General features: G+C 40.9%; 24 protein-coding genes and 1 other RNA gene. 11 read left to right on the top strand and 14 right to left on the bottom strand.

Translation table 11 applies throughout. From position 1 onward, the window contains the following. Positions 1 to 96: 96 nt before the first annotated feature. From AYJ08_RS01315 to AYJ08_RS01305, 3 genes are read right to left on the bottom strand one after another with little or no spacing between them, the layout of a single operon-like run. Positions 97 to 516, bottom strand: coding sequence for a hypothetical protein (locus AYJ08_RS01315; protein ID WP_031414156.1), 420 nt, complete (start codon positions 514 to 516; stop codon positions 97 to 99). 56 nt (positions 517 to 572) lie between these two features. Then, positions 573 to 1,418, bottom strand: a complete 846-nt coding sequence (locus AYJ08_RS01310) for a deoxyribonuclease IV (protein WP_064016280.1) — start codon at positions 1,416 to 1,418, stop codon at positions 573 to 575. Positions 1,419 to 1,469: 51 nt separating this feature from the next. Further along, entirely contained in the window at positions 1,470 to 3,665 is a 2,196-nt protein-coding gene (locus tag AYJ08_RS01305) for a PAS domain S-box protein (protein WP_064016279.1), read from the bottom strand. Positions 3,666 to 3,880: 215 nt separating this feature from the next. On the opposite strand from AYJ08_RS01305, the gene asnB reads away from it, so the two are divergent. Continuing rightward, on the top strand, positions 3,881 to 5,725 hold the full coding sequence (gene asnB / locus AYJ08_RS01300; protein WP_064016278.1) for an asparagine synthase (glutamine-hydrolyzing): 1,845 nt from the start codon (positions 3,881 to 3,883) through the stop codon (positions 5,723 to 5,725). A 119-nt stretch (positions 5,726 to 5,844) separates the two neighbouring features. On the opposite strand, the gene rnpB is transcribed toward asnB, so the two are convergent. Further along, positions 5,845 to 6,234: RNase P RNA component class B (gene rnpB, locus AYJ08_RS01295), an RNA gene on the bottom strand. A 129-nt stretch (positions 6,235 to 6,363) separates the two neighbouring features. On the opposite strand from rnpB, the gene AYJ08_RS24690 reads away from it, so the two are divergent. From AYJ08_RS24690 to AYJ08_RS01285, 3 genes are all read left to right on the top strand, one after another. Then, positions 6,364 to 6,498 carry a hypothetical protein gene (locus tag AYJ08_RS24690; protein ID WP_255365441.1) on the top strand — a complete coding sequence of 45 codons (135 nt, stop codon included), beginning with the start codon at positions 6,364 to 6,366 and terminating at the stop codon, positions 6,496 to 6,498. A gap of 28 nt (positions 6,499 to 6,526) precedes the next feature. Then, positions 6,527 to 7,006: a GNAT family N-acetyltransferase gene (locus tag AYJ08_RS01290; protein WP_304439553.1), complete on the top strand. Its 480-nt coding sequence runs from the start codon at positions 6,527 to 6,529 to the stop codon at positions 7,004 to 7,006. 125 nt (positions 7,007 to 7,131) lie between these two features. Further along, the gene (locus AYJ08_RS01285) at positions 7,132 to 7,662 is read left to right on the top strand and encodes a gamma carbonic anhydrase (protein ID WP_064016277.1); all 531 of its coding nucleotides are present in this window, start codon (positions 7,132 to 7,134) and stop codon (positions 7,660 to 7,662) included. Between the two features lie 48 nt (positions 7,663 to 7,710). Here the strand turns inward: AYJ08_RS01285 and AYJ08_RS01280 are convergent, their stop codons facing one another. Beyond that, positions 7,711 to 8,865 (bottom strand): S-layer homology domain-containing protein, encoded by a 1,155-nt coding sequence (locus AYJ08_RS01280; RefSeq protein ID WP_064016276.1) that lies wholly within the window; start codon positions 8,863 to 8,865, stop codon positions 7,711 to 7,713. 48 nt (positions 8,866 to 8,913) lie between these two features. Further along, positions 8,914 to 9,576: a DUF1385 domain-containing protein gene (locus AYJ08_RS01275; RefSeq protein ID WP_064016275.1), complete on the bottom strand. Its 663-nt coding sequence runs from the start codon at positions 9,574 to 9,576 to the stop codon at positions 8,914 to 8,916. A 110-nt stretch (positions 9,577 to 9,686) separates the two neighbouring features. On the opposite strand from AYJ08_RS01275, the gene yfkAB reads away from it, so the two are divergent. Beyond that, the gene (gene yfkAB / locus AYJ08_RS01270; protein ID WP_064016274.1) at positions 9,687 to 10,802 is read left to right on the top strand and encodes a radical SAM/CxCxxxxC motif protein YfkAB; all 1,116 of its coding nucleotides are present in this window, start codon (positions 9,687 to 9,689) and stop codon (positions 10,800 to 10,802) included. Positions 10,803 to 10,902: 100 nt separating this feature from the next. On the opposite strand, the gene AYJ08_RS01265 is transcribed toward yfkAB, so the two are convergent. The 4 genes from AYJ08_RS01265 to AYJ08_RS01250 form a co-directional block, all read right to left on the bottom strand. Further along, positions 10,903 to 11,097, bottom strand: coding sequence for a hypothetical protein (locus tag AYJ08_RS01265; protein ID WP_031414147.1), 195 nt, complete (start codon positions 11,095 to 11,097; stop codon positions 10,903 to 10,905). Positions 11,098 to 11,210: 113 nt separating this feature from the next. Beyond that, positions 11,211 to 12,008 (bottom strand): carbon-nitrogen family hydrolase, encoded by a 798-nt coding sequence (locus AYJ08_RS01260; protein WP_064016273.1) that lies wholly within the window; start codon positions 12,006 to 12,008, stop codon positions 11,211 to 11,213. 116 nt (positions 12,009 to 12,124) lie between these two features. Further along, positions 12,125 to 12,406, bottom strand: coding sequence for a LysM peptidoglycan-binding domain-containing protein (locus AYJ08_RS01255; RefSeq protein WP_064016272.1), 282 nt, complete (start codon positions 12,404 to 12,406; stop codon positions 12,125 to 12,127). A gap of 358 nt (positions 12,407 to 12,764) precedes the next feature. Then, positions 12,765 to 14,291, bottom strand: a complete 1,527-nt coding sequence (locus AYJ08_RS01250) for a fumarate hydratase (RefSeq protein WP_064016271.1) — start codon at positions 14,289 to 14,291, stop codon at positions 12,765 to 12,767. A gap of 208 nt (positions 14,292 to 14,499) precedes the next feature. On the opposite strand from AYJ08_RS01250, the gene AYJ08_RS01240 reads away from it, so the two are divergent. The 4 genes from AYJ08_RS01240 (at position 14,500) to AYJ08_RS24215 (ending at position 16,461) form a co-directional block, all read left to right on the top strand. After that, a complete protein-coding gene (locus tag AYJ08_RS01240) occupies positions 14,500 to 15,189 on the top strand; it encodes a tetratricopeptide repeat protein (RefSeq protein ID WP_064016269.1) in 690 nt (229 codons plus the stop codon). Positions 15,190 to 15,449: 260 nt separating this feature from the next. Further along, entirely contained in the window at positions 15,450 to 15,806 is a 357-nt protein-coding gene (locus AYJ08_RS24220) for a hypothetical protein (protein ID WP_231928964.1), read from the top strand. After that, a complete protein-coding gene (locus AYJ08_RS24685) occupies positions 15,755 to 16,018 on the top strand; it encodes an ETX/MTX2 family pore-forming toxin (RefSeq protein WP_369799655.1) in 264 nt (87 codons plus the stop codon). The genes AYJ08_RS24220 and AYJ08_RS24685 overlap by 52 nt, the downstream gene beginning before the upstream one ends. Next, a complete protein-coding gene (locus AYJ08_RS24215; protein ID WP_369799654.1) occupies positions 15,997 to 16,461 on the top strand; it encodes an ETX/MTX2 family pore-forming toxin in 465 nt (154 codons plus the stop codon). The genes AYJ08_RS24685 and AYJ08_RS24215 overlap by 22 nt, the downstream gene beginning before the upstream one ends. Before the next feature lie 124 nt (positions 16,462 to 16,585). Here AYJ08_RS24215 and AYJ08_RS24680 read toward each other — a convergent pair whose 3' ends face one another. From AYJ08_RS24680 to AYJ08_RS01225, 3 genes are all read right to left on the bottom strand, one after another. Continuing rightward, on the bottom strand, positions 16,586 to 16,708 hold the full coding sequence (locus tag AYJ08_RS24680) for a hypothetical protein (RefSeq protein WP_255365440.1): 123 nt from the start codon (positions 16,706 to 16,708) through the stop codon (positions 16,586 to 16,588). Positions 16,709 to 16,944: 236 nt separating this feature from the next. Further along, positions 16,945 to 17,661 carry an MBL fold metallo-hydrolase gene (locus AYJ08_RS01230; RefSeq protein WP_064016268.1) on the bottom strand — a complete coding sequence of 239 codons (717 nt, stop codon included), beginning with the start codon at positions 17,659 to 17,661 and terminating at the stop codon, positions 16,945 to 16,947. Between the two features lie 586 nt (positions 17,662 to 18,247). Next, entirely contained in the window at positions 18,248 to 18,592 is a 345-nt protein-coding gene (locus AYJ08_RS01225) for a carboxymuconolactone decarboxylase family protein (protein ID WP_064016267.1), read from the bottom strand. Between the two features lie 130 nt (positions 18,593 to 18,722). Here AYJ08_RS01225 and uvsE point away from each other — a divergent pair, with 130 nt between their 5' ends. Both uvsE and hutH read left to right on the top strand, forming a co-directional pair. Further along, positions 18,723 to 19,649: a UV DNA damage repair endonuclease UvsE gene (gene uvsE / locus AYJ08_RS01220; RefSeq protein ID WP_064016266.1), complete on the top strand. Its 927-nt coding sequence runs from the start codon at positions 18,723 to 18,725 to the stop codon at positions 19,647 to 19,649. Between the two features lie 936 nt (positions 19,650 to 20,585). After that, on the top strand, positions 20,586 to 22,091 hold the full coding sequence (hutH, locus tag AYJ08_RS01215; protein WP_064016265.1) for a histidine ammonia-lyase: 1,506 nt from the start codon (positions 20,586 to 20,588) through the stop codon (positions 22,089 to 22,091). Between the two features lie 84 nt (positions 22,092 to 22,175). Here the strand turns inward: hutH and AYJ08_RS23730 are convergent, their stop codons facing one another. Beyond that, positions 22,176 to 22,340 (bottom strand): hypothetical protein, encoded by a 165-nt coding sequence (locus AYJ08_RS23730; RefSeq protein ID WP_003338131.1) that lies wholly within the window; start codon positions 22,338 to 22,340, stop codon positions 22,176 to 22,178. Positions 22,341 to 22,455 lie beyond the last annotated feature (115 nt).

The following is a 22,455-nucleotide window of genomic DNA, read 5'->3' as shown; positions in this document are numbered from 1 at the left end:
TGGTAAAAAATTCATCAAACTCATCATCAAAAAAGGAGGGCTTTCCCTCCTCTTTTTAATCATGCTTTACCTAAACGCTTCTCATCTATGTTCCTTTTACTCTTTTTCGTTTATTTTCGGTTCAATAGCTGGTTTTGGTGTCGAAAACCAAGCTTTTGCTAATTGCTCAACCAGCTTTTTCGGTAGGGAAACGGGCTCTATTTTTACAGTTCCAATAGGGTCAACACCACGATATAGCATTGCCTTATCATCATTAGGGTCTGACATCGTTTCTAAAATCAGCTCGTCGATTTTGCCAGCCACTTTCCATTCCATAATCATTAGCTCATATTCTTCTGGAGCTAATTCAATGTAATCTTCTTCTGTAATATCTACAATTGCATAGCCATCTGATTCAATTTCTGCTTCTAAGACCTTGCCATTTGCTTCTTCATAAAGTTTTAGTTCATTAATGTCAGCTAAATTTTCTTTGATTTTATCAAAGCTGTGAATGGTTACTTTAATTGTGCGTGTCATAATATCTCCTCTGTCTCGTAAAATCCGTTCTGAAATACGGTCCCTCTAATCATATCCTACTGTGGACTTGCAAACAATTGTTTGACAAAAGCGATTTCTGACTTATGCCCACCCGGTCGTTCTTCAGGCGTTTCTAAAAATAGGGGAACCTCACGAATAACCCTACTTCTAATCAATTCGCCTAGCCTATCAGCACCGATCTCTCCCCAACCAATATCAGCATGACGATCACGATAAGAACCGGTAGGATAGCGAGAATCATTGAGATGAACGGCCTTCAAATGAGTAAAATATCCTAATTCCTCGCCTCGCTTCTGCACCTCTTCCCAATTCCCTCCTGTCCATAATCCACTTGCAAAGGCATGGCAGGTATCGAAGCAAAATCCGACAAGCTCGGGTCGATTGATCAATGCACGCACTTGTACAAGCTCTTCTAATGTCATCCCCATCTTATTTTTCTGACCAGCATTATTTTCAAGTAAAAGAAGTGCATTACCTGTCCAGCCTTCTAAAATTTCATTTAACGAACGAATCATCAATTGGTAGCCAAATAACGGATCAGGGTGATTTCCTTTATATTGCCCAAAATGAACAACAACGCCAATCGAGCCACATGCGTCCGCAATCTCCAAATCATTGCGTACGGAAGCCACCATTGCCGCTTGTTCCTCGCTTCCCTCTGTACACAAATTAGTCGGATATGGTGTGTGGGCAATCGAAATAATCCCGTTTTCCTTGCAAAAATCACGACATTGTTGGGCATCCTGTCTTGAGAATGATTTGATTTGTAAACTGCGCGGGTTTTTAGGAAAATACTGATAGCAAGTCCCTCCCAAGCGTTGCGTGATCCGTGCGGCTTCCGTATATCCCTGACGTACGCTTACATGACAACCGATGTGCAATTTCTCGCCTCCCTTCCCTGTTTCTCGTTGCTAGCTAGTCAGCATTATTTATTATTGTTTCAGACTTGATAGAGGTACATTCACATGCACTGTTGTTCCTTGATTGATCACACTGTCAATGAGTATGGAGCCCTGATGATCCCTGATGATTTTTTTACTAACCATAAGGCCCAGCCCTGTTCCTTTATCCTTTGTAGTATAAAAAGGCTCACCAAGTTTACTAACACGATCTTCCGGTATGCCGCATCCTTCATCGCGAAAACATATATCCACCATCTGAGCATCCTGTTTTACCGTAATATAGATCATTCCACCATTCGGCATTGCTTCCATTGCATTCTTCATGATATTTATAAAGACTTGTTTAATCTGATTTTCCTCACAAGTGATCAATATTGGCCGCTCTTTACATTCAAGCTGAAAAATCACATTATGCATCAAAGCTTGGCTCTCTAATAGCGTCATTACATTACGAACAAGATCGACTACATTTTTTTGCTTCACATTCTGAACTTGCGGCTTCGCTAACACTAATAACTCGCTTACAATAAAATTGATTCGATCTAATTCAGATATCATGACTTCAAAATAAAAATCATGCTCACTGGTTTGAGTTTGTAACAATTGAATAAAGCCTCGCAGCGCAGTTAGCGGATTGCGAATTTCATGAGCAACTCCTGCCGCCATCTCTCCAATAAGGGATAGCTTATCCGAGTTACGCAATAAGGCCTCTGCTTGTTTCCGATCGGTAATATTTCTGGCTACAAAAACAAAGTGCTCTAAATTTTTTTCCCCATTAAAGACTGGCGTACCATTAGCCTCCAAATACATCCACTCGCCTGAAGCACACCGATAGCGAAGCTCTACTTGCATCACGCTGCCTTCAGCGATTAATCGTTTACGTCCCTGCTTCAAAAACTCTCTGTCATCGGTATGTACCCATTTACGATAATCCATTCCCAATAAGCTTTCCGGTGTATATCCTAAAATGGTCTTAAACGAAGGAGACACATAAATATAGCGTCCACTCCGATCCAAAATAGCAATAAGATCCGTCATATTTTCGGAAATCAATCTATATTTTGCCTCACTGTCACCTAATGCCTGCGCAATCCTCCTCTGTTCCGTTACATCCCTCGTAATTAAAGCGACCGCCAAAATCTTTCCTTCCGTATTTCGAATCGGAATATAGGATGATAGGGTGTGAACAAGATGTCCATTGCGATGAGTAAATGAATTCTCCTCATCCAAAACCATCTTTCCGTCCATAGCCTTTTGTGTGTTATCAATAATTCCTCGCAATATCACTGGCTTTAGCAGATTTTCTTGATGCATAAGCAATTCTTCATAACTGTATCCATACATTTTTTCACAAGCAGGGTTCACCATTAAAATATTCCAATCTAAATCAATAAGCACGATACAATCAGAAACGCTATTCACGAAAGATTCCAACAGTTCTTTCGCATCTCGTAATTCAGTCTCAACCTGAATACGCTCTGTAATATTGCGCATCACCGCTATTACGCCTATAACGCCAGCATCTTTCTTGCAAATAGGTTTGTAAGTCATGCAAATCTCAAGAAGATGCCCCTTCTTGTGACGTCGTTTCGTATGAAATAATACAGGTTTTCCCGTTTTTACAACGTAATCAAAATGCAGCTTCTGTTCTTGTAGCGCAACAGCATCAGGAAGTAGGATTCTAGGATTGTCATACAGCTCCTGAGGAGAATATCCGGTCATGATCTGAAATGAATTGCTCATACGCAATATTTTAAAGTCCGGTGAAATGAGAAAAATCGCATCCCGTGTGTACGTAATGAAGGTATCGAGGCTCTGCTCCAATTCCTCCAGCTTCCTCTGTCTTAGCTTTTGCTCTGTTACATCTCGCACAAGAGCCCCCACAGCCGCTTTTCCTTTATACCATTTCATCGGAAAAAGCGTAAACGAAACGTCCATCATCCACCCTTTCTTATGAGGAATTTGAATGATATAAGGCTCATGATTGGTACTCAATGGTTGTATGACACTTGGCTCTATGTTCACTATCCCTTGTTTACATCGAAGTAGATATACATCAATGGCTACTTCGAATTCGTCAGAAAAACAATTCCCTGCCAATTGATACCAGGACTGATTGGCATACAAAATAGTACCGTCTGAAGAAAAAATGAAGACTGCATCTGGACAATTTTGAACAAAAGATACAAATCCATCTGTTTCTGACCACGAGATGACCTCTCGCACAAACCGCACCTCCAAAATAAGGATAAAATGTATGTATATTTCATATTCGCATCAAAGATCAGCCATTGTAAAGGAAAAAGAACTTTTTTATCGTTTGTTTTAAAAAAAGAGACAGGGTACCATGTTAGCCTGCTTTGCATACGATGAGCCTAGATGACCGGTTTTGCTTAGTTACGTTTACATGGAAAAGCACAGATGAGAAAGGGTGAGAAATCATGTGTGGAATTGCAGGCTGGGCTAGTTTTATGCGGAATGTAAAAGATGAACAAGAGACTATAGAAGCAATGACTAAGACACTTCAACACAGAGGTCCAGATAGTATGGGGTATTTTTTTCATGATCGGGTTGTATTTGGACATCGTCGTCTTATTGTTGTAGATCCTGAAGGCGGAACTCAGCCCATGACCAAAAGATATGGGGAGATAAGCTACACACTTGTGTATAACGGCGAATTGTACAATACAGAAGATTTACGCAAGGAATTGCTAGACCGTGGTCACCGATTCTCTTCCCACTCAGATACGGAGGTATTACTCACGGCTTATGTAGAATGGGGAGAAAAATGCCTGGAGCGACTAAACGGTATTTTTGCATTTGCTATCTGGAACGAAAAAGAGCATCACTTATTTGTCGCACGTGATCGAATGGGAGTAAAGCCGTTGTTTTATCTAGAAAAAGATGGACAGTTTCTATTCGGTTCAGAAATAAAAGCGATTCTTGCCCACCCCGAGGTTGAGCCTATTGTTGATCGGGAAGGCTTAGCCGAGGTACTGCTTATTTCACCGGCTCGCACTCCTGGACACGGAGTATTCAAAGGAATGCATGAGTTACGCCCTGGCTACTATGGGATATACTCTCCAAATGGCTTTACTACACAATCCTACTGGAGCTTGAAAAGTCGTGAGCATCTCGACAATTTTGAGACAACCGTCGATACCATTCGTGATTTAGTCATAAATGCAATCGAACGTCAACTCGTTGCTGATGTTCCTGTCTCGATGCTGCTTTCAGGAGGACTTGATTCCAGCGCTATCACCGCTATTGCGGCAAGATATTATCAGCATCAAGGAAAAGGAACGATTCATACCTACTCCATTGATTATAAAGATAATGACCGCTTTTTCACTGCCCATGCCTATCAACCTGATTCAGATTCTCAATGGATTAAACGTGTTAGCGATTATATAGGAACCCAGCACCATTTTATTGAGTTTGATACCCCCGAGTTGGTGCAAGCCCTCCAAACCGCTGTTTATGCCCGCGACTTGCCTGGTATGGCAGATATTGACGCTTCGCTGTATCTTTTTTGCGTGGAAATGAAAAAGGAAACAACAGTCGTACTTTCAGGTGAATGCGCTGACGAAATATTTGGAGGCTATCCTTGGTTTCATCAAGAAGAAGCTCTTTATGCAGATACTTTTCCGTGGGCGCGAAAAAGTGATCAGCGATACAAATGGCTCTCGAATGAAATGAAGGCTTGGTTACAACCAGATTCGTATGTAAAAGGACGTTTTCGTGATACACTGGCAGAGGTTCCCAGCTTGGAGGGGGAGTTTCGTATAGATGAAAAACGGCGCGAGATGTTTTACTTAAATCATGTCTGGTTTATGAATACGTTACTGGATCGAAAGGATCGCATGAGTATGATGGCTAGCCTAGAAGCCCGTGTACCCTTTTGCGATCATCGACTTGTAGAATACATGTGGAATGTACCTTGGGAGATGAAAATGTACGATTGCAGGGAAAAAGGCATTTTGCGCAAAGCTTTGGAAGGAATCTTGCCCTCTGATGTGTTATATCGTAAAAAAAGTCCTTATCCCAAAACACATAATCCCGCATATGCCCAAGCAACAAGGCAGTGGCTTACCGATGTTTTAGATGATAACAGATCTCCCCTTCATACTCTATTAGATGTTCCTTACCTACGTACTCTCCTACAAACAGATGCATCTGCGATTGAGATTCCTTTTTTTGGTCAATTAATGAGCACTCCTCAGATGTTTGCCTTTTTAGCGCAAGTAGACTTCTGGATGAAAAAATACAAAGTACGCATCATGTAAGGAAACAAAAAAACCGGCGCGTTGCTGCACCGGTTTTTCCTTTTAATACGATCATATTTGTTTGTTGCTTTATCATTTCATTTCCATTTATACTTAAAAAATAGTGAATAAGCAAGGAATGCTATAAGCCAGGTTCTGTATCTCTCGTGCTGCAAACGGACCTTCCCCTCGCACGAAGAGCTGTAGTCATCTATCTATGGCAAAATTTCTTTTGCCATCCGTCCTTTTCGTTCAATTCCGTCCAGACGGTTCCCCTACCTAATTTGGGTTTCTCGCTCGCAGGGTTTACCGCGTTCCATCTTCTCTGTCGCCAGAGAAGCTACGTTTCTGTGGCACTTTCAGCGTACTTGGGTCTCAGGGAGAACCCTTTCTGCGCCGTCAATGAGGCGAACCTCACTGCCCTAGTTTGCACTAGGTACGAACACTCCGGGCATCGCAGCCCGGGCGAGCCTGGACTTTCCTCTATCGTCTCCCAGACAAGCTGGTGACAACAGCGACTACCCACAATCCTTGCCTTTACTAAGAATTAATCTATCATATATAGGGGTACAATTCAACCTTGACATTCTGGAAACGCTGCTAAAAGATGTAAAATATCATGTTTATTCTTATTTACTTTGTTTTTAGGAGGTTTGAAAATGAATGTATTTACCCTGCGAATAAAGGGTAGGCTTATTTTTTTACAATTACTAACACCTGCACATGCAGAATCTTTTCTTACTTATTTACTTGCGAATCAACAATTTCATGCGCCGTATGTCCCTTTAGCGTGACGAGAGTTATTTCACACTCGAAAATGCCATAAATCAAACTACTCAATGGACAGAGGTTGAACAGGATCAACGATATTCTTTTGGTATCTTTGAGCAAGCTAGTGAACGCCTTGTTGGAAAAGTAACACTATCCCAAGTATTTCGCGGTCCTTTTCAAAATGCTTTTATCGGTTATGATCTAGACCATTCCTGTCAAAGCCAAGGCTATATGACTGAAGCTCTCCATCTCATCATGTCCTTTTCCTTCAATAGACTTCTTTTGCATCGTTTGCAAGCCAATATCATGCCACATAATCGAGCGTCTCAACGGGTTTTGGAAAAAGCAGGATTCGTCAAAGAGGGGTTCGGTGCCACTTATCTTAAAATCAACGGTAAATGGGAAGATCATTTATTTTATGCTCTGACTAAAGAAAGGTTTGACGAACATTCTAAAAACGCTCCTTATCCTTTTATCTATGAAGAAAGAGCTGAGACGATTACTATAAAAGACGAAAGACAAAGCGATTAATCAATCAGAAATGCCTTAGCAAAGCTTGGTAGATCGTTGTGTGTTAGAATTATAAAAAGAGTATTGCAACTCTACATTTTACTCAAAAATGAAATATTCATCATCGAACAGGAGGCTTATTTTTCATGCTACTACTCCCTTTTGAAGGTAAAGAGCCACAGATTCATCCTAGCGTGTTTATCGCCAAAGGTGCTGTTGTCACGGGTGACGTTATCATCGGTGAAGAGACATCCATCTGGTACAATTCGGTTATACGAGGCGATGTCTCTCCTACTGTTATTGGGAAACGAGTCAGTGTTCAAGATAATAGCACTCTCCACCAAAGTCCTCTTTGTCCACTCCTTATTGAGGATGATGTCACAATTGGCCATAACGCCGTGTTACATAGCTGCACCGTACGCCAAGGCGCTTTGATCGGTATGGGTTCTATTGTGCTAGATGGCGCTGAGATCGGTGAAGAGGCTATGGTTGCAGCGGGTGCTTTGGTTCCACCCGGTATGAAAGTCCCCCCTCGGACATTGGTCGTAGGCTCTCCCGCTAAGGTAGGGCGCGAATTAAACGAAGACGATTTTAAGGATTTACGCCGTGTTCGTCAGTCTTATGTGGATAAAGGAAAAATGTATCGAAAGCTGGAAGAAAATCCACTTTCAAGGTAAAAACAAAAAACGATCGTACCCTCTTCTATCAAGGATACGATCGTTTCTTTATTTTTGGATATGAGTAATTTTCGTAATGATCCAGCCGTACGGATTGCTACTCTGGTCGCTTTTACCCATTTCATACTCCACTTCATAATTACCAGTCATCGTAGAGAAATAAGCGCCTTTAGCCTTTATGGTACTTTCATTACTATCCATCACCTGATAGCTACCCAAAACATCATGCAAAGGTAGCGGGCGTAGCTTCTCTATAGTCTGTAAGGCCTCTTTCCCGAAGTAGGTCGTCATCAATTGCTCGTTCTTCCTAAGATAAGCATGAGTGGCCGCTGTTAGCATCAGATTGCTGATACGTGTTTGCTGTTGCACTGAGCCGTTCCATTGTTTTTCTTTTTGCTTCTCATTGGCGATCACTAGCCGCTGTAAAATAACCGCGAATTGGGCCCGAGTCATAGTCTTGGTTGGCTGAAAAAAACCTGTGCTATCTTCCAGTAATTGATAGCCTTTAATTCCGGTAGCATACAACGATTTTGTATCCTGATACGCATTCGAAAGCGTCGCCTGATAATAGCCGTTTAAACCCTCCTGAATTTTAGCCGGCTCTATATGTAAATCATGTCGAATATTCGGCAGAATCGTATGAAACAGCAGCATGCTAGCTTCTTCTCGATTTAATGGTGCTTGTAAATGCTCAGCGGATAACCACCAATCGCTTTCTAAGATAGCTCCCATTTTCATTGGTTTTTTAACTGCACTGAGGTGAAGTAAGTATAAGGCATTATCCCCTGGATTAAAACGTGTATATGCCTTCTGATCCGCATACAGCATAGCATTCATCGTACCTACAGCCTGCTTGATTTCTTGAACGAGCGGATATCGTTTATCTACTTTAGCTGCTCCAGCAGGAGGAGCTACAACTCCGTAGGAATACTGCGTTACCCGATTCAACAAAGCAATTGCCTCTCCCCGAGAAATCGGAGCGTTCGGACGAAACGGAATATATTTTCCTTTTACAATACCACGCTCGGCAAGAAATTGAATGTAAGATTTCGCCCAATGTTCATCTATATCAGTGAAGGTACTCGCTTGTACAGTGCTAGGGGTATGTGGTTTTTCCGCTTGTATCTCGGCAGGCATACAAAAAGCCGCAATGATTGCAAATATTGTTGTGATACTTGCTACGATGTCTTTTCTAACCTTCATGGATCTGTTCCCACTCGCTTTCTTTTATCTCAATCTTTCATATTCCTTTCACAAATAAGGTTCCATATTTCGAAAATAAATAAACAACGCATAGGACCGAATCGCTGTATCCATATGTATGCGCTCCGGTTCCTTTGTTGTAAGATAATATTGCAAGAAGCCCGATACACGATACAATGGCTCAATTAGCCTTGGTGCATATTTGGATAATAGATTACATATTCCTATTCCAACAAGTCCAATCAAAATGGCTATCCACAGTTGGAAAAAACAAATGGTTGGAAGAAAAAAAACAAAGAAAAAAGTAACCATATTCGTTGAACAGCCTCGATTGATAATGGAAGCCTGCTTTATTTTTTCCCAATTCTCTGGTTTAACTTCCCCATAGTAGCTAAAAACTTTATGCTCAGCTCCATGAAATTGTTTTAATCGTTTTGGAAAAATAAAATGAAAGCCTGCTCCATAAACTACCAACCACAATGGATCAAATTCTCCTAAAACCGGAAAAAAAACATACAAAATCATCAACAAATGTAGGATATGATAGTACCAAGGCAGTGAGCTGACAATCCGCCACCACATTTTACATAGCGTTCTCATCCCCATTTTCTCGGCCCATGTGTGGATGACACCGTTCTTTACCTCGGCACATGCAATGACATTTTTGTTGTGATAAAAGACTCCGTTGCCAAATGAAATGCCTGCAATCATGGTGTTGGTATTCTCACCCTCTCCATTTATGGTTATAATGGTGTTTGTTCATATAGCCTCATCTAAAGCTACTGAGGCCACGTTATGTTTCTACTAAGGAGGTTTCACCATTGAAACGCTTTGTTCCAACTACACCCATTACACCTCAAAAGGACCCCTGGGAGCCTTTATATAATGCTACACCACCTGCCTACAAATTGACCAGTATCGAGTTTACTGTGACCAATCTATGCAATCTGCGCTGTGAACATTGCGCTGTTGGTGAAACATTACGGATAAAAGACGATCCACACTTGCCAATGGAACTTATCCTACAGCGTCTAGATGAAGCCAAGGATTTGTTAACCCTTAGCATTACAGGCGGGGAACCGATGTACAGCATACGGACAGTAAATAATGTAATCGCACCAATTTTACAGTATGCGACAGATCGGGGCTTGCGTACACAGATTAACTCCAATTTATCTCTGCCATTCTCCCGTTACGAGGCTGTTTTGCCCTACATTGATGTAATGCATATGTCGTGGAACTACAGTAAGCCTGAGGATTTTCATGAAGTGGTATACGTAAATAGTCCGCAAAAGGTTTCACTCACCCAAGCAGAGAAACTGTACCAATTGACGATGGACAATGCAAAAAAATTAGCACATGCAGGTGTAATCGTCTCTGCCGAAAGCATGCTGAATACTCGGACGTGGCAAAAGCTCCCGAAGATTCATCAGCTAATTAAAGAAATGGGTTGTGTTCGCCACGAGGTGCACCCTATGTATCAAAGCGATTTCGCCAAAAATTTACCAGTGCTGAGCTTGCCTCAATTACGTGAATCTATTCACAGCCTCTTAGATGTTCGCGATGAAGAGATGTGGATGCTGTTCGGTACCCTGCCATTCTTCGCATGTAGCCAAGACCATGATGATCAGGAGCTTATTCTTCGTCTGCGTCAAGCTAAGAATGTAACTGTACGTAACGACCCTGATGGACGCTGTCGCTTAAATATCAACATATTTACCGGAGATGTAACCGTTACTGACTTTGGGGATGTAGGCATTCTAGGAAATATTCAGACAGATAGCCTAGAGACTATGTTCGCTCGTTGGCAAAGTCACTCTCTCAATCAATCCATTAATTGTTTTTGCCCAAATGCAGAATGTGCAGGCCCAAATCTGCTCGTATATCATAGCTATTACCTGGATACTGATTTTAAAGAGCGTAAGGCACTTATTTAAAGATCATTCTCAATAGGGTACGCCGAATATAAAAAAGGATCTTCCAACACGTTGAAAGGTTGCCCTTCACTAGGCAACCTTTCAACGTGTATTTCCCATATTAGTCCATATCGTGCGGAATGTTCTCTTTTGTTTTTTTAGCCTTAAAAGGGTTAACAGCTTTCCCTAATTCACCCATTCGATCGAATGAAGTAAATACGGTGTCCACTGTCTCCACTAACTCTCGGATTTGAACAACTTTTGTACGAATCCCTAAAAAATGGTGCATCATCCCTTTGCTATTAAGTCCAGCCATTGTTCTCCACCTCCTAACATTCCTACTATAGGCTATGTAAAAAAGGGGCAAACGCTGTAGGCAGAAGCATAGATACCGACCATTTTCTCCAGGCTACAATCAACCATGCCTTCTTAGTTGTAAATATCAGGACGACGATCAGTAAATACCGGAATCTTAGAACGAACTTCATCGACAATATCCAAATCGATCTCAGCAGTTAGAATCATTTCTTCTTCACCAGCTTCAGCAATCACTTCTCCCCATGGATCAATCACCATGGAGTGACCGAAGAAGCTACTCGCAGAATCGCTTCCTACTCGATTGCAAGCAACGACATACATTTGATTTTCAATCGCTCGGGCAATCAATAAGGCGCGCCAATGAGCCAGTCTCGGGTTTGGCCACTGAGCACATACAAACATGACCTTTGCCCCCTTAACTGCATGCAGACGAATCCATTCCGGGAAACGAATATCATAGCAAATAACCGCTCCCACCTTCTGATTGTCCATTTGATACAAGCCCAGTTGATCACCTGATTGCAGAAACTGGTGTTCATTCATTAGCTTGAATAAATGAGCTTTGGAATAGGAGCCAACCAAATTTCCCTGCTTATCAAACACATAGGAGGTATTATAGACTCCATTTTCCTTATGTTCAGCAATAGAGCCACCATATACATAACTATGTAGTGATCGAGCAAGTTCCTTTAAAAACATCTGGGCATTTTTCCCTTGCTCATCCGCAATCTCGTCTAGGCGCTCCAAATCATAGGCAGTATCCCATAATTCGGGCAGCAATAATGCATCAATCCCTTTGCCTGATTCGCGTAAATTTTCGGTCATTTTCTTTACCTTTTCTCTGTTTGCCTCTGGATTTCCCAGCACGACATCCATTTGGATTAAAGCTACTCTCCACTTGTTACTCATTACGTATTCCTCCCATCGCCCGCATCTTTATCACCATTATAGTAGTGGAATTTTGTCAAAAAAGAAAGAGGAGCGGATACAGCTCCCCCCTCCCATGCATAGCATACTAGTAGTTACTAAGTACGGCGACGTTGTTCTAAAACTCTGACGCGACGATTTAACTCTCTAAACCTTTCATTTAGTCTCCTTACCTCACGCTCTAAACGTGCGATTCTGCGTTCCTCATCCGCATCATCGGGTGATGGATCAGGCTCCTGATCAGGAATGAAAAGAGTTTGACCAACGTACAGCTCATATGGTGGATATAGACGATTCACACGAATAAGTACATCGATAGGCACTCCAAAGCGTTGAGCAATAGCATATAGTGTATCCCCACGTTGAACAATATAATTCATACGTACCAGCTCCCTATAGAAAGTTATCTTCTATGTAGTACCCTATGCCCGTTTTGGTTGAGAGGAGATAAACGAATACCCATTTTTTAAAAGGTAGGCATCAACCTATGACATGACAAGTAGTGGAAGGTAAAAGCTCCTTTATTTCTTCATTGTATCGCAACCCTTACTCCTCTTTTGTACCTCTCTCGGAACGGGCATCCTCTCCTTTTCTTCTGATGCTGACCCTGTCCTTACTTGTCTTCTAAATCGATGGACAAAAAGACCTTGCGTTCGCTGCTTGTTAGCGTTGCAAGGTCTTTTCCTTTTCTATGCTCTTAAATACTACGTTTTGATTTAGAATACTAATTTTTTCTTATTAAAAAACGGGATCTGCATACTTCGCGAGCTTCTCAGCAGAATCCTTATCTACATCAGCATGTAGACTGTTGCCGTGTGAATCCATTGTGACTATAGCGGCAAACCCTTTAACACGTAAATGCCACATTGCTTCTGGAATACCGAATTCCAAGTAGTCCACGCCCTCTACCTGCTCGATACAATCCGCGTAGTATTGCGCAGCTCCACCAATGGCATTTAAGTATACGCCACCATGCTCTTGTAAGGCCTTTAATGTTTTAGGACCCATACCACCTTTTCCCATAACCGCTCGAATTCCGAATTTTTTCATGATGTCGCCTTGATATGGCTCCTCACGAATACTAGTGGTAGGACCTGCTGCTTTGACATGATAGTTCCCTTCTTCATCTTTTAGCATAACTGGTCCACAGTGATAGATAATGCCGCCATTTAGGTCAATTGGACAATCATGATCGATTAAGTATTTATGCAAGGCATCGCGGCCGGTATGCATCATACCATTAATAATGACAACATCACCCACTTTAAGACTGCGAATCTGTTCTTCTGTTATTGGGGCCTCCAATACAACCTTACGACGCTCTGTTTGTTCCTCGCTTGCGGAGGTCATGTCCATTTCCACATGATTTTCTTCTGTATATAAATAACGGATGATTTCTCCGGTTTCTGGGTTAATATGCACCCCTTGACGTCGGAATGCCCAGCAGTTATAAGCTACAGAGACGAAAAAGCTAGCTGGCAAGCGATTTTCTACGCCAATTTTACAGCCAAGCAGGGTTGTATTTCCGCCGAAACCCATGGTTCCGATCCCCAGTTCATTTGCTGTTTGCATAATATAGTCTTCCAACTCAGCTAACTCAGGAATCGGATTGGAATCATCTACGCTGCGGAACAATTGATGCTTGGCAAGTGAGTAGCCACTTGTACGGTCTCCTCCAATACCTACCCCGATAAAGCCAGCGCTACAGCCTTGCCCTTGTGCCTGATAGACGGCATGCAGGATGCATTTGCGGATGCCGTCCAGGTCACGACCAGCTTTTCCTAAGTGGGGAAGCTCACAGGGAAGAGAGTATTGTATGTTTTTATTTTCACAGCCGCCACCTTTAAGAATTAACTTCACTTCGGCGTAATCCTCTTCCCATTGTTCAAAATGAACAACAGGTGTTCCAGGTCCAATATTATCTCCAGAGTTGGCACCTGTTAAGGAGTCTACAGAGTTCGTACGTAATTTACCAGTACGTGTCGCTTCTGCAATCGCTTCCAGAATCGCTTTCTTCATCACGATCTGATTAACTCCTACCGGTGTCTTAATTTCAAATGTAGGCATTCCTGTATCCTGACAAATTGGGGAAACCTTTTCTTCAGCCATCTTAATGTTTTGCGCAATGGTAGTGAGCGATAAAGCAGCACGCGTGCCAGCATCCTCTCTTTTTTTCGCAGCGTTAATGGCATGACGAACATCTGGCGGCAGGTTAGTGGAGGTCTCCACAATCAACTGCAACATGCTATCTTTGAACTTATCCATGATGGAAGTCGCCTCTCTTTTCGAAAAAGAATAAATACTCTACACAACGATCATAATTATAGCATAGCAAAAAAATAGGTGCGACACTTCCCATTGTGCGTTTTTTCTCAGCCGACTCAGACACAGCCCTCCCTATACCTGTCATCTTAGCTGTGATATCATGAAGATACTTTTTTGACGGAAAAAACGGAAGAGGAGTAGGGTTCATATGCATTATTTTCAGATGACGTTGCCTGCTACACTGACCGGATTGGCAGTAGTTTTATTCGTTGGCTTACTCCGTTTGCAGTGGCCTTTTCGCTACTATTACAGAACGTTGTTATGCAAGCGAAACCCCGAGCGTATGCAAACGATCCTGGAGACTTCTTATCTAAAAAACAAAAAGCGCTCGGTAGCGCTACTCGACAAATCGAGTCAACAGCTGCTACAAGGGAAGTACGATGCAGCTGAGTCATATGTTACGCAGGCTATTATCTTGTGTAAAGAATCACCCACACTATTTCACCGTGCTCTCTTACAGCATCTCTTTTACAATTTGGCTGTTGCCTGCTATTATCGGGGACGATATCGGGATGCTCTGCAAATTGGCATACATCTATATAAAAGAGATCCGCGCATGCATAGTGCTCTGGGCATCATTGTTTGCTGCCAAGCTCGAATGGGTGACCTTCCAGCGGCTAAGCACGCCTTCTCGTTATTACAGCGAAGACGAATCCGACCTGCCTTGCATTATTTTTGTTTAGCTGAAATAGAAGCCGCAGCAGGCCGTTATACGCTTGCAGTCGAGCATATTGAAAAAATCAGGAATTACGCATATTCTCAAACGCTGTTTCTCCGTAAAGAAGAACTTGATTTGCGTCTACATGAATGGACAAAAGCAGCTTCTCATGCAGGATGATTCGGTGAGGTTTTTACTTGTGGGCTAGGAGCCATTTCCCTTCAGCTCACAAGTTTTTTTTGCTAGGGCAAAAATTGGCCGCTGCCCCTTCTCCGATAAGATTTTTAAAGATATTTATAAAAAAGAAACTTGGTATTATATGTGAATAATTTCACAACATGATTTTCTATTTTCTGTATAATGAATTTGCAAGCAAAGAAGAAATAATTGGGTCACATTCCGATTGTATATTCGAAATCAATATAAGAGGAGTGAATTGTATGAAACTAAAAAGAATATGCAAATGTCTTACAATTTCGGCCGTCTTATCCCAAATCGCTGTCTATCCAGTAACATCTTATGCAGTCAGCAACACGGAACAAAATACTGACAATATGAAAATAACGGAAGAAAAAAGTGATATGATAAGAAATGGTTTACTAGGAAATGTTCATAAATCCTCTGTCAAATCTGCCTACTCTTCCAATGTTACTAACGTTGACGAACAGATGAACAAAATTTCTGATTTTTATTACCAAAATAATCTTCGGGGGAAAGAAATCTCGACTTACTATTATGTAAACCAATTAAAAGAAAAAAAGACTACTATGTCCTTAGATCTAACGCCTCTGATATAAATAACGTAACATATAATGACTTACAACCAGAATATATAGGTGAAAACGAATTTCAAAATACTACGGATCAAGATCAAACATTTACGACAGCATCCTATTCTCATTCAGTTACAGACACTGTAAGTTCTACTGTTACAAATGGATTTAAAATTGGAGGCAGTGGAGATACTATTTTCAAAATTCCTATTTTATTAAAAGATGGAATAAACTGAGTGCAGAATTCAATTCGGCTACGAGTACAACGAACACAACTACAGAAACGAAGACGCTTACAGCATCTCCTCAAAACATCAAGGTACCAGCAGGTAAGACCTATAAGGTGGTAGTAAATCTATACAAGAAAAGCTTCGCAGGGGATATAGACTTCACTGGTAAAGCAACCAATGTAAATTCAAAATTAACAGTAAATGCAACATATGTTGGTCCTGGATTCCCTCGACGTGATAAAGAGCAGTCCTACACCTATGCTACAGCAGACATGTTGAAAGATTTAACGAATGATCAACGAAATCAAATTACCGGAATCTCCTTTGATAATAATAAGAATTTAACGCTTAATGGTAAAGCAAAAATAGAGGGTATTTATGGAAGCAAATTACAAGTGAGTGTATATGATATTACAAATAATGCTCATAGATTAGTACAAGTATTCTAGTAAACATGTCTCTTAATTAAGTACAAATGTACATTTATCTTTAGATATAAAGTAAGAAAATGTTAATCATATTAAAAACCAGTTGTATCATGAGCCTTACTTGATATAATTGGTTTTTATTTTTTTAATAGTCTATTTTGCAAATTTTATCTCCCCATGGAAGTTCAATTTCCCCTGGATCACGCGTATAACCGTAATCGCCTAAACTAAGACCTCTGCTATTTAAGAAAATTTCCCTCAGCTTCATCCGATCTCTCCCTTTCCTCGTCGAAATAAGAGTACTTGGCAATGACTGAAACTTTAAGACATGTAAAAAATGCCCATTTGCGTAATATTCTCAGCCTATAAAACCCGATTCACTTGAAGAATCGGGTCAGACTGTGGACAAGGTTTTTTGTTTTCCTACTATGCATTCGTCATATATTATTTTTACAGCCTTAGAGCTAAGAGCTTTTTTTGTTACTAGGCCATCTCTTCATGGATTCAAGCCAAGCGCTGCTCCGTGTATTGAGACAATATCTCCACGATTTCCTGGAGGAATTGCGGAATATTACCTTGTAGAATCGGACCATGCCCTGTTGCCAATATTTCAATGGGCCACTGTAGTAATGATTTGGTTGCTTCTAGAAATCCCATAACCTGGTCTACATCAGGACAACGTTGTAACCATGCCCCGAAATAAAAAATAAGTTCTTTTCGACATTTCTCCTGATAACCGATCACCTGCTCAATGTCCATACCAAAAAAATGAAGGTGATCGCCAATAAAACAAATATTTGTTTCGGAATCAAAAAAAGCTACTGAGCCCTCTGTATAAGTTGGTAAGTTCACAAATGAAAACAGCCCAATCTGCCCTTTTTCTCCCGTAAAGGAATGACCGAATAACGTTTGCGAAAAATCATCTAGTTCAAAAAAATCATGCAGGTGAATCCAATTTTGGCTGGTGGAAAACAACTCCACATTTCCAATATGATCAGGCAAACGATGGGTACATAGCACATCTTCCACTTTATCTGAAGTGGCACCAATATCCTCAAGTGCTTGCTGAAAATACGAACGATGCTTTTTAAGATTTGTATCAATTAAATAAAACCGTCCATTTCGTTCCACTACATAATTATTGATGTAACTTTTCCATGAGTCTTCATAAGTGATAATCGTCCAAACACCGGGAGCAATTTGGCAGGTGACATTGGTCAAATTCCCATCTCTCCTCTCCGTGAACCGTTATGTAACATCTATCGTAAATACGATATCCTCCGTTATTTCCCTCTTATATTCCTATTATACAACATTTTTCACGAAAAGATTGCGAAAAAGCATGATTACAATCGTTTTTCTTCCAAATTCCGGACATCTGTAAAAATGTTGTCAGAAATCAATAAGCGTTATTTTAATATATCTAAAAATAGTTTATCAAAAAAATATTGTAAATATTCAGAATATAATTTATACTGAGCATGTCTTACAAAAACAAATAATAAAGGAGGTACTACTTATGAAAATTCAGGCTAAAAAAATGGAGAAAGTCGCTCCTACTCTTGCTAACACTTGCGTTTAATTTAGAATTAGGTCGTCTCTTTTGAAAGCTACAAATGAATAAACTTACAATACAAAGGGGGTACCATTATGAAAATCCAAGCTAAAAAAATGGAGAAAGTTGCTCCTACTCTTGCTAACACTTGCGTTTAATGTAGTCAAAAAATGCATTGCGTATTGCCCCAAGCTACTTGTAAAAAAGATGGTTGAGCCATTTTCTGGCTACCATCTTTTTTACCGTATTCTTTTATTGAATTTGATTCTTTTCTTTCATAACCTCGGTAACTAAAATAACACCATGCGAAAAAGTTGTTCCGCCTCCATATGCTCCAGAGACGCCCACTGTTTCTGCAATCTCCTGCTGGCTAGCACCTTCAGCTAAGGCAGCCTCCATATGATAGACAATACAGTGCTCATTACCTGCATATAAAGAAATTCCAAGGGCCATTAAGTGCTTCTGTTTGCTATCAATCGCACCTGAAGCAAAGCAAGCGCTCGTAAATTGATTGTAGGCTTGCAATACATTTGGCATCATTTGTCCAAATGTCTGAAGGCCATCCCGATATTGTTCGGCTAATAAATGTTCTGCCATGTTAACTCCTCCTCTATAATCCAGATCATGCTTATGTTTCCACCTTCTTCTTACATTCATGTATTCTTTTTTTCATGAGATCGGGTAATACTACACCTAACCAACCATTGGGAGAAAGGAATGAGCATGATTGATCCGTCTGGGCTATGCCTGCATCAGTATGGCAACCAAGAACAATCCAAATAAAAAAACGACATTGGGACAACTAGCTAAGCTTACTCCTCCTGATCAGTTAAAAAAACTACGAAAAATCATGCAAACGAATTTTTTTAATCTCTTAGATCTGTTGAAATACAACGTGGAGCATGGAATATTTCTATACCGATTGCCTTCTGAATTTGTGCCTTTTGCTACACATTCTGTTGCAGAGCAATGGGATTGGGCAAAGGAATTTACTTGGGATTTTAATAAGGTAGGGGAATATATTCGTGAGCATGGCATACGAATGACCGCCCATCCAGGTCATTACAGCATTTTAAATACACCATCTAAAAAAGTTCTGGAGAGCACCATTAAGGATTTTTATTATCATGCCTCTGTCTTTGATTTCATGGGCCTCGATGAAAACTCAGTGTTAGTCACCCATGTAGGAGGCGTTTATGGTGATAAAGAAAGCTCACTTAATCGATTTGAGGAGAATTTTTTAAAGCTACCGGAGAAAATAAAAAAGCGCCTCGTCGTAGAAAATGACGATACCTCTTTTACTATGCGCGAAGTCTTACACTTATGTGAGCGTATTAAGATACCTATGGTACTCGATATCCATCATCATCGCTGCCTTCATAATGATGAGGATTTAGCTGAATACTTACCCCGTATCATCAAAACGTGGGGAACTCGGACCGTTAAAATGCACTTTTCTACACCTAAATCTGACAAAGAGTATCGCAGTCACGCAGATGATATTTTGTATGAGGACTTTATGTCATATCTCCCTCTATTAGAGGACTATAATGTTGATATTATGCTTGAATGTAAAAATAAGGATGAAGCCCTTTTGAAACTGCGTAATGAAATGCTGGCCAATAATCAGACTCAAGAATCCATTTATCTATAAACCTATGTACAAAAATAAGCCCACAATCACAGGGATAGTGGGACCTAACTAATATGAAACGTTTATGCTTGTTAGCGACTATTTTTTCCACCGACCACACTTACCGCTGCATGCGCCGCCACATGCGCCGCCACATTTACCTCCGCACTTACATCCGCCATCTTTGTAAGGCTTTACATAATGGGAAGAACTAGAAGCTGAAGATGAACAACTGGATGCGGAGTAGGAATGAGAGGCAGAATGCGAGCTACATGAATCACTTGGATGATAGTTGTGAGCATAACATTTTTGGTAGTAATAATTCATTTTTTTCTTGTGATGCTTATACATTTGATAATATTTGTGATAGTGCCTTGGAGATCTTTTATATCGCATGCATTTGTCCTCATAGCCCATCATTTTTTCATAATGGAAATGATACTTAAAGATATAGATCTCTATTTTAGGCTGTACCACGGGGGCAGTAGGTCTTTGCCTAGGAAGCCTGGGCATTGGTTGCATTGGTTGCATAGGCCTTGCAGGCATTCTGGGATATTCCTTTTTTGGTGGCCTTACTGGCATCATTTCCTTAGGCGGATATTTTTCCCTGGCAGGCATATATATGCTACTACTTTCCATTCGATTAACCCCATCCTTTCATTATTACATGACATATAGCATGGTATGATAAATAACCAGTATATGCACCCCTGACCAATGCCCAATTTGGGTGAAGACCTGCGCCCAAAGCCTATTTATACAAACACTCTTATTGACACTCAAGCTATCCGTTTGACATAATAACGATATTAAGAAAAGCGAGGAATAGCGAATGAGGGTAACATGCCAATATAAATGTGACATGTCAACTATATATCAGGGTAACAAGGGGTTAGGAATTCGTTCCTAGCCCCTTTTTATTTTCGCTCTCTGCTCTGCTAAAGGAGGAAATTTATAATGTCCATTCAACACGCAATAGCATTAGACGGTACTTCTCTTTCAATTGAACAGGTTGTTATGGTAGCTCGTAAGCATCATCCTATTTCTCTTTCTTCTGATGCTGTGGCCAAAGTACTCCACTCTCGTGAAATGGTGGAAGAAATAATCCGTGAAGATAAAGCCGTGTATGGAATCACTACAGGGTTTGGTAAATTTTCAGACGTCATGATCTCTCAGGAAGATGTTAGCCATTTACAGGAAAATTTAATTATGAGCCATGCTTGCGGAATGGGGGAGCCTTATCCTGCCGAGGTGGTTCGTGCCATGATGATCCTAAGAATCAATGCTTTATCCCAAGGTTTTTCAGGCATTCATTTAAAGACCCTTCAATTGTTAGTAGAGATGTGCAATCGTGGTGTTCATCCCATTATTCCTCAGCAGGGCTCTTTAGGGGCTAGTGGTGATTTGGCTCCCTTAGCACACATGGTATTGGTGATGCTGGGTAAGGGAGAAGCCGAATATCAAGGAAAGCGGATGTCAGGAAAGGATGCTTTGCAAAAAGCTAATCTGACTCCTGTTCGTCTAGGAGCCAAAGAGGGATTAGCATTAATAAATGGTACACAGACAATGACCGCTCTCTTATGCCTTGCTCTTTATGATTCTCGTTCTCTTATGGAAAATGCTGAGGTTATTGCTTCGTTAACAGTGGAAGCGCTTCACGGAATTCCCAAAGCATACGATGCACAATTGCATGCTGTACGGCCTCATCCAGGTCAGCAAGAGTCTGCGCGACGGATGTTACAACATCTAGCAAATAGTGAACGCACAACCGAACAAGGAGAAATTCGAGTACAGGATGCCTACAGTCTGCGTTGTATCCCGCAAGTACATGGGGCTACTCGTGATACACTGGAGTATGTTTGGCAAACAGTAACACGTGAATGCAACAGTATCACAGATAATCCTATCTTATTTTCTGAAACGGGAGATGTCATTTCAGGCGGTAATTTCCATGGTCAACCGATGGCGTTGGTAGCCGATTTTTTAGCTATTGCTATGTCTGAGTTAGCTAATATTTCGGAACGCCGGACAGAGCGTCTCGTTAACCCTCAGCTCAGTAACCTACCAGCATTTCTAACACCCAATGGCGGCTTGCATTCTGGATTTATGATCGCCCAATATGTAGCTGCTTCGATCGTTTCTGAGAACAAGGTCCTATGTCACCCTGCTTCTGTTGATTCTATCCCGTCCTCTGCCAATCAGGAGGATCATGTAAGTATGGGAACGACCGCAGCGCGTAAGCTTCGTACCGTTTTAGCCAATGTACGTAAAGTTTTAGCTATTGAATATATTTGTGCTGGCCAAGCGATTGAATTCTCGACTGGAAAACTAGGAGAAGGAACATCAAAAGCATATCAGCGTCTGCGTCGTGTAATACCAAAGCTTGAGGAGGATAGAGAACTGCATGTAGATTTAGCTTTAGCAGAACAAATCCTCCAAGAAGATATCATATCTACCAACTAAATTGTAAAAAAAACGCACTCAAAAAAGGCACAGATGTCATAAAAATCCTCTGTGCCTTCCTGCATTTATCGTTATACCTGTATCTTATTTCATAAGAAAACGAATTCGCTCTGTATATTGATTCCAATGAGCAAGGATTCGATTTGCATTTTCTGTGCGATTTTTAATGATTTGTTTCATGGATTCATTCGGAATTCTTTGGGGGTAGCATTTCAGAACAAAAACATTTTGCTTAGGACCAGCCTTCATCCTTTCTCCTCCTTTTTATCAGTATATGGAGGAACAACAAAATGTAAACGTTACAAGACCAAAATAAAAAAGCCCTATAGCTTAGGACTTTCTATCTGGTCAAGCCCCCGTTTTG

Origin of the sequence: Brevibacillus sp. SKDU10, assembly GCF_001645205.1 — a bacterium.
GTDB classification, from domain to species: Bacteria; Bacillota; Bacilli; order Brevibacillales; family Brevibacillaceae; genus Brevibacillus_B; species Brevibacillus_B halotolerans.
Note: the sequence above shows the minus strand (reverse complement) of the source record. Positions and strands in the feature narration are given on the sequence as shown.

Bases quoted from the DNA above. Each gene is read 5' to 3' on its own strand.
- AYJ08_RS01250 (WP_064016271.1), bottom strand. From the start codon at position 14,291: ATGGATAAGTTCAAAGATAGCATGTTGCAGTTGATTGTGGAGACCTCC.
- AYJ08_RS01275 (WP_064016275.1), bottom strand. From the start codon at position 9,576: ATGATTGCAGGCATTTCATTTGGCAACGGAGTCTTTTATCACAACAAA.
- AYJ08_RS23730 (WP_003338131.1), bottom strand. From the start codon at position 22,340: ATGAAGGCTGGTCCTAAGCAAAATGTTTTTGTTCTGAAATGCTACCCC.
- AYJ08_RS01260 (WP_064016273.1), bottom strand. From the start codon at position 12,008: ATGAGTAACAAGTGGAGAGTAGCTTTAATCCAAATGGATGTCGTGCTG.
- AYJ08_RS01285 (WP_064016277.1), top strand. From the start codon at position 7,132: ATGCTACTACTCCCTTTTGAAGGTAAAGAGCCACAGATTCATCCTAGC.
- AYJ08_RS01315 (WP_031414156.1), bottom strand. From the start codon at position 516: ATGACACGCACAATTAAAGTAACCATTCACAGCTTTGATAAAATCAAA.
- AYJ08_RS24220 (WP_231928964.1), top strand. From the start codon at position 15,450: ATGAAACTAAAAAGAATATGCAAATGTCTTACAATTTCGGCCGTCTTA.
- AYJ08_RS01240 (WP_064016269.1), top strand. From the start codon at position 14,500: ATGCATTATTTTCAGATGACGTTGCCTGCTACACTGACCGGATTGGCA.
- AYJ08_RS24690 (WP_255365441.1), top strand. From the start codon at position 6,364: ATGAATGTATTTACCCTGCGAATAAAGGGTAGGCTTATTTTTTTACAA.
- asnB (WP_064016278.1), top strand. From the start codon at position 3,881: ATGTGTGGAATTGCAGGCTGGGCTAGTTTTATGCGGAATGTAAAAGAT.
- hutH (WP_064016265.1), top strand. From the start codon at position 20,586: ATGTCCATTCAACACGCAATAGCATTAGACGGTACTTCTCTTTCAATT.
- AYJ08_RS01265 (WP_031414147.1), bottom strand. From the start codon at position 11,097: ATGGCTGGACTTAATAGCAAAGGGATGATGCACCATTTTTTAGGGATT.
- AYJ08_RS01225 (WP_064016267.1), bottom strand. From the start codon at position 18,592: ATGGCAGAACATTTATTAGCCGAACAATATCGGGATGGCCTTCAGACA.
- AYJ08_RS24680 (WP_255365440.1), bottom strand. From the start codon at position 16,708: ATGAAGCTGAGGGAAATTTTCTTAAATAGCAGAGGTCTTAGTTTAGGC.
- AYJ08_RS01280 (WP_064016276.1), bottom strand. From the start codon at position 8,865: ATGAAGGTTAGAAAAGACATCGTAGCAAGTATCACAACAATATTTGCA.
- AYJ08_RS01255 (WP_064016272.1), bottom strand. From the start codon at position 12,406: ATGAATTATATTGTTCAACGTGGGGATACACTATATGCTATTGCTCAA.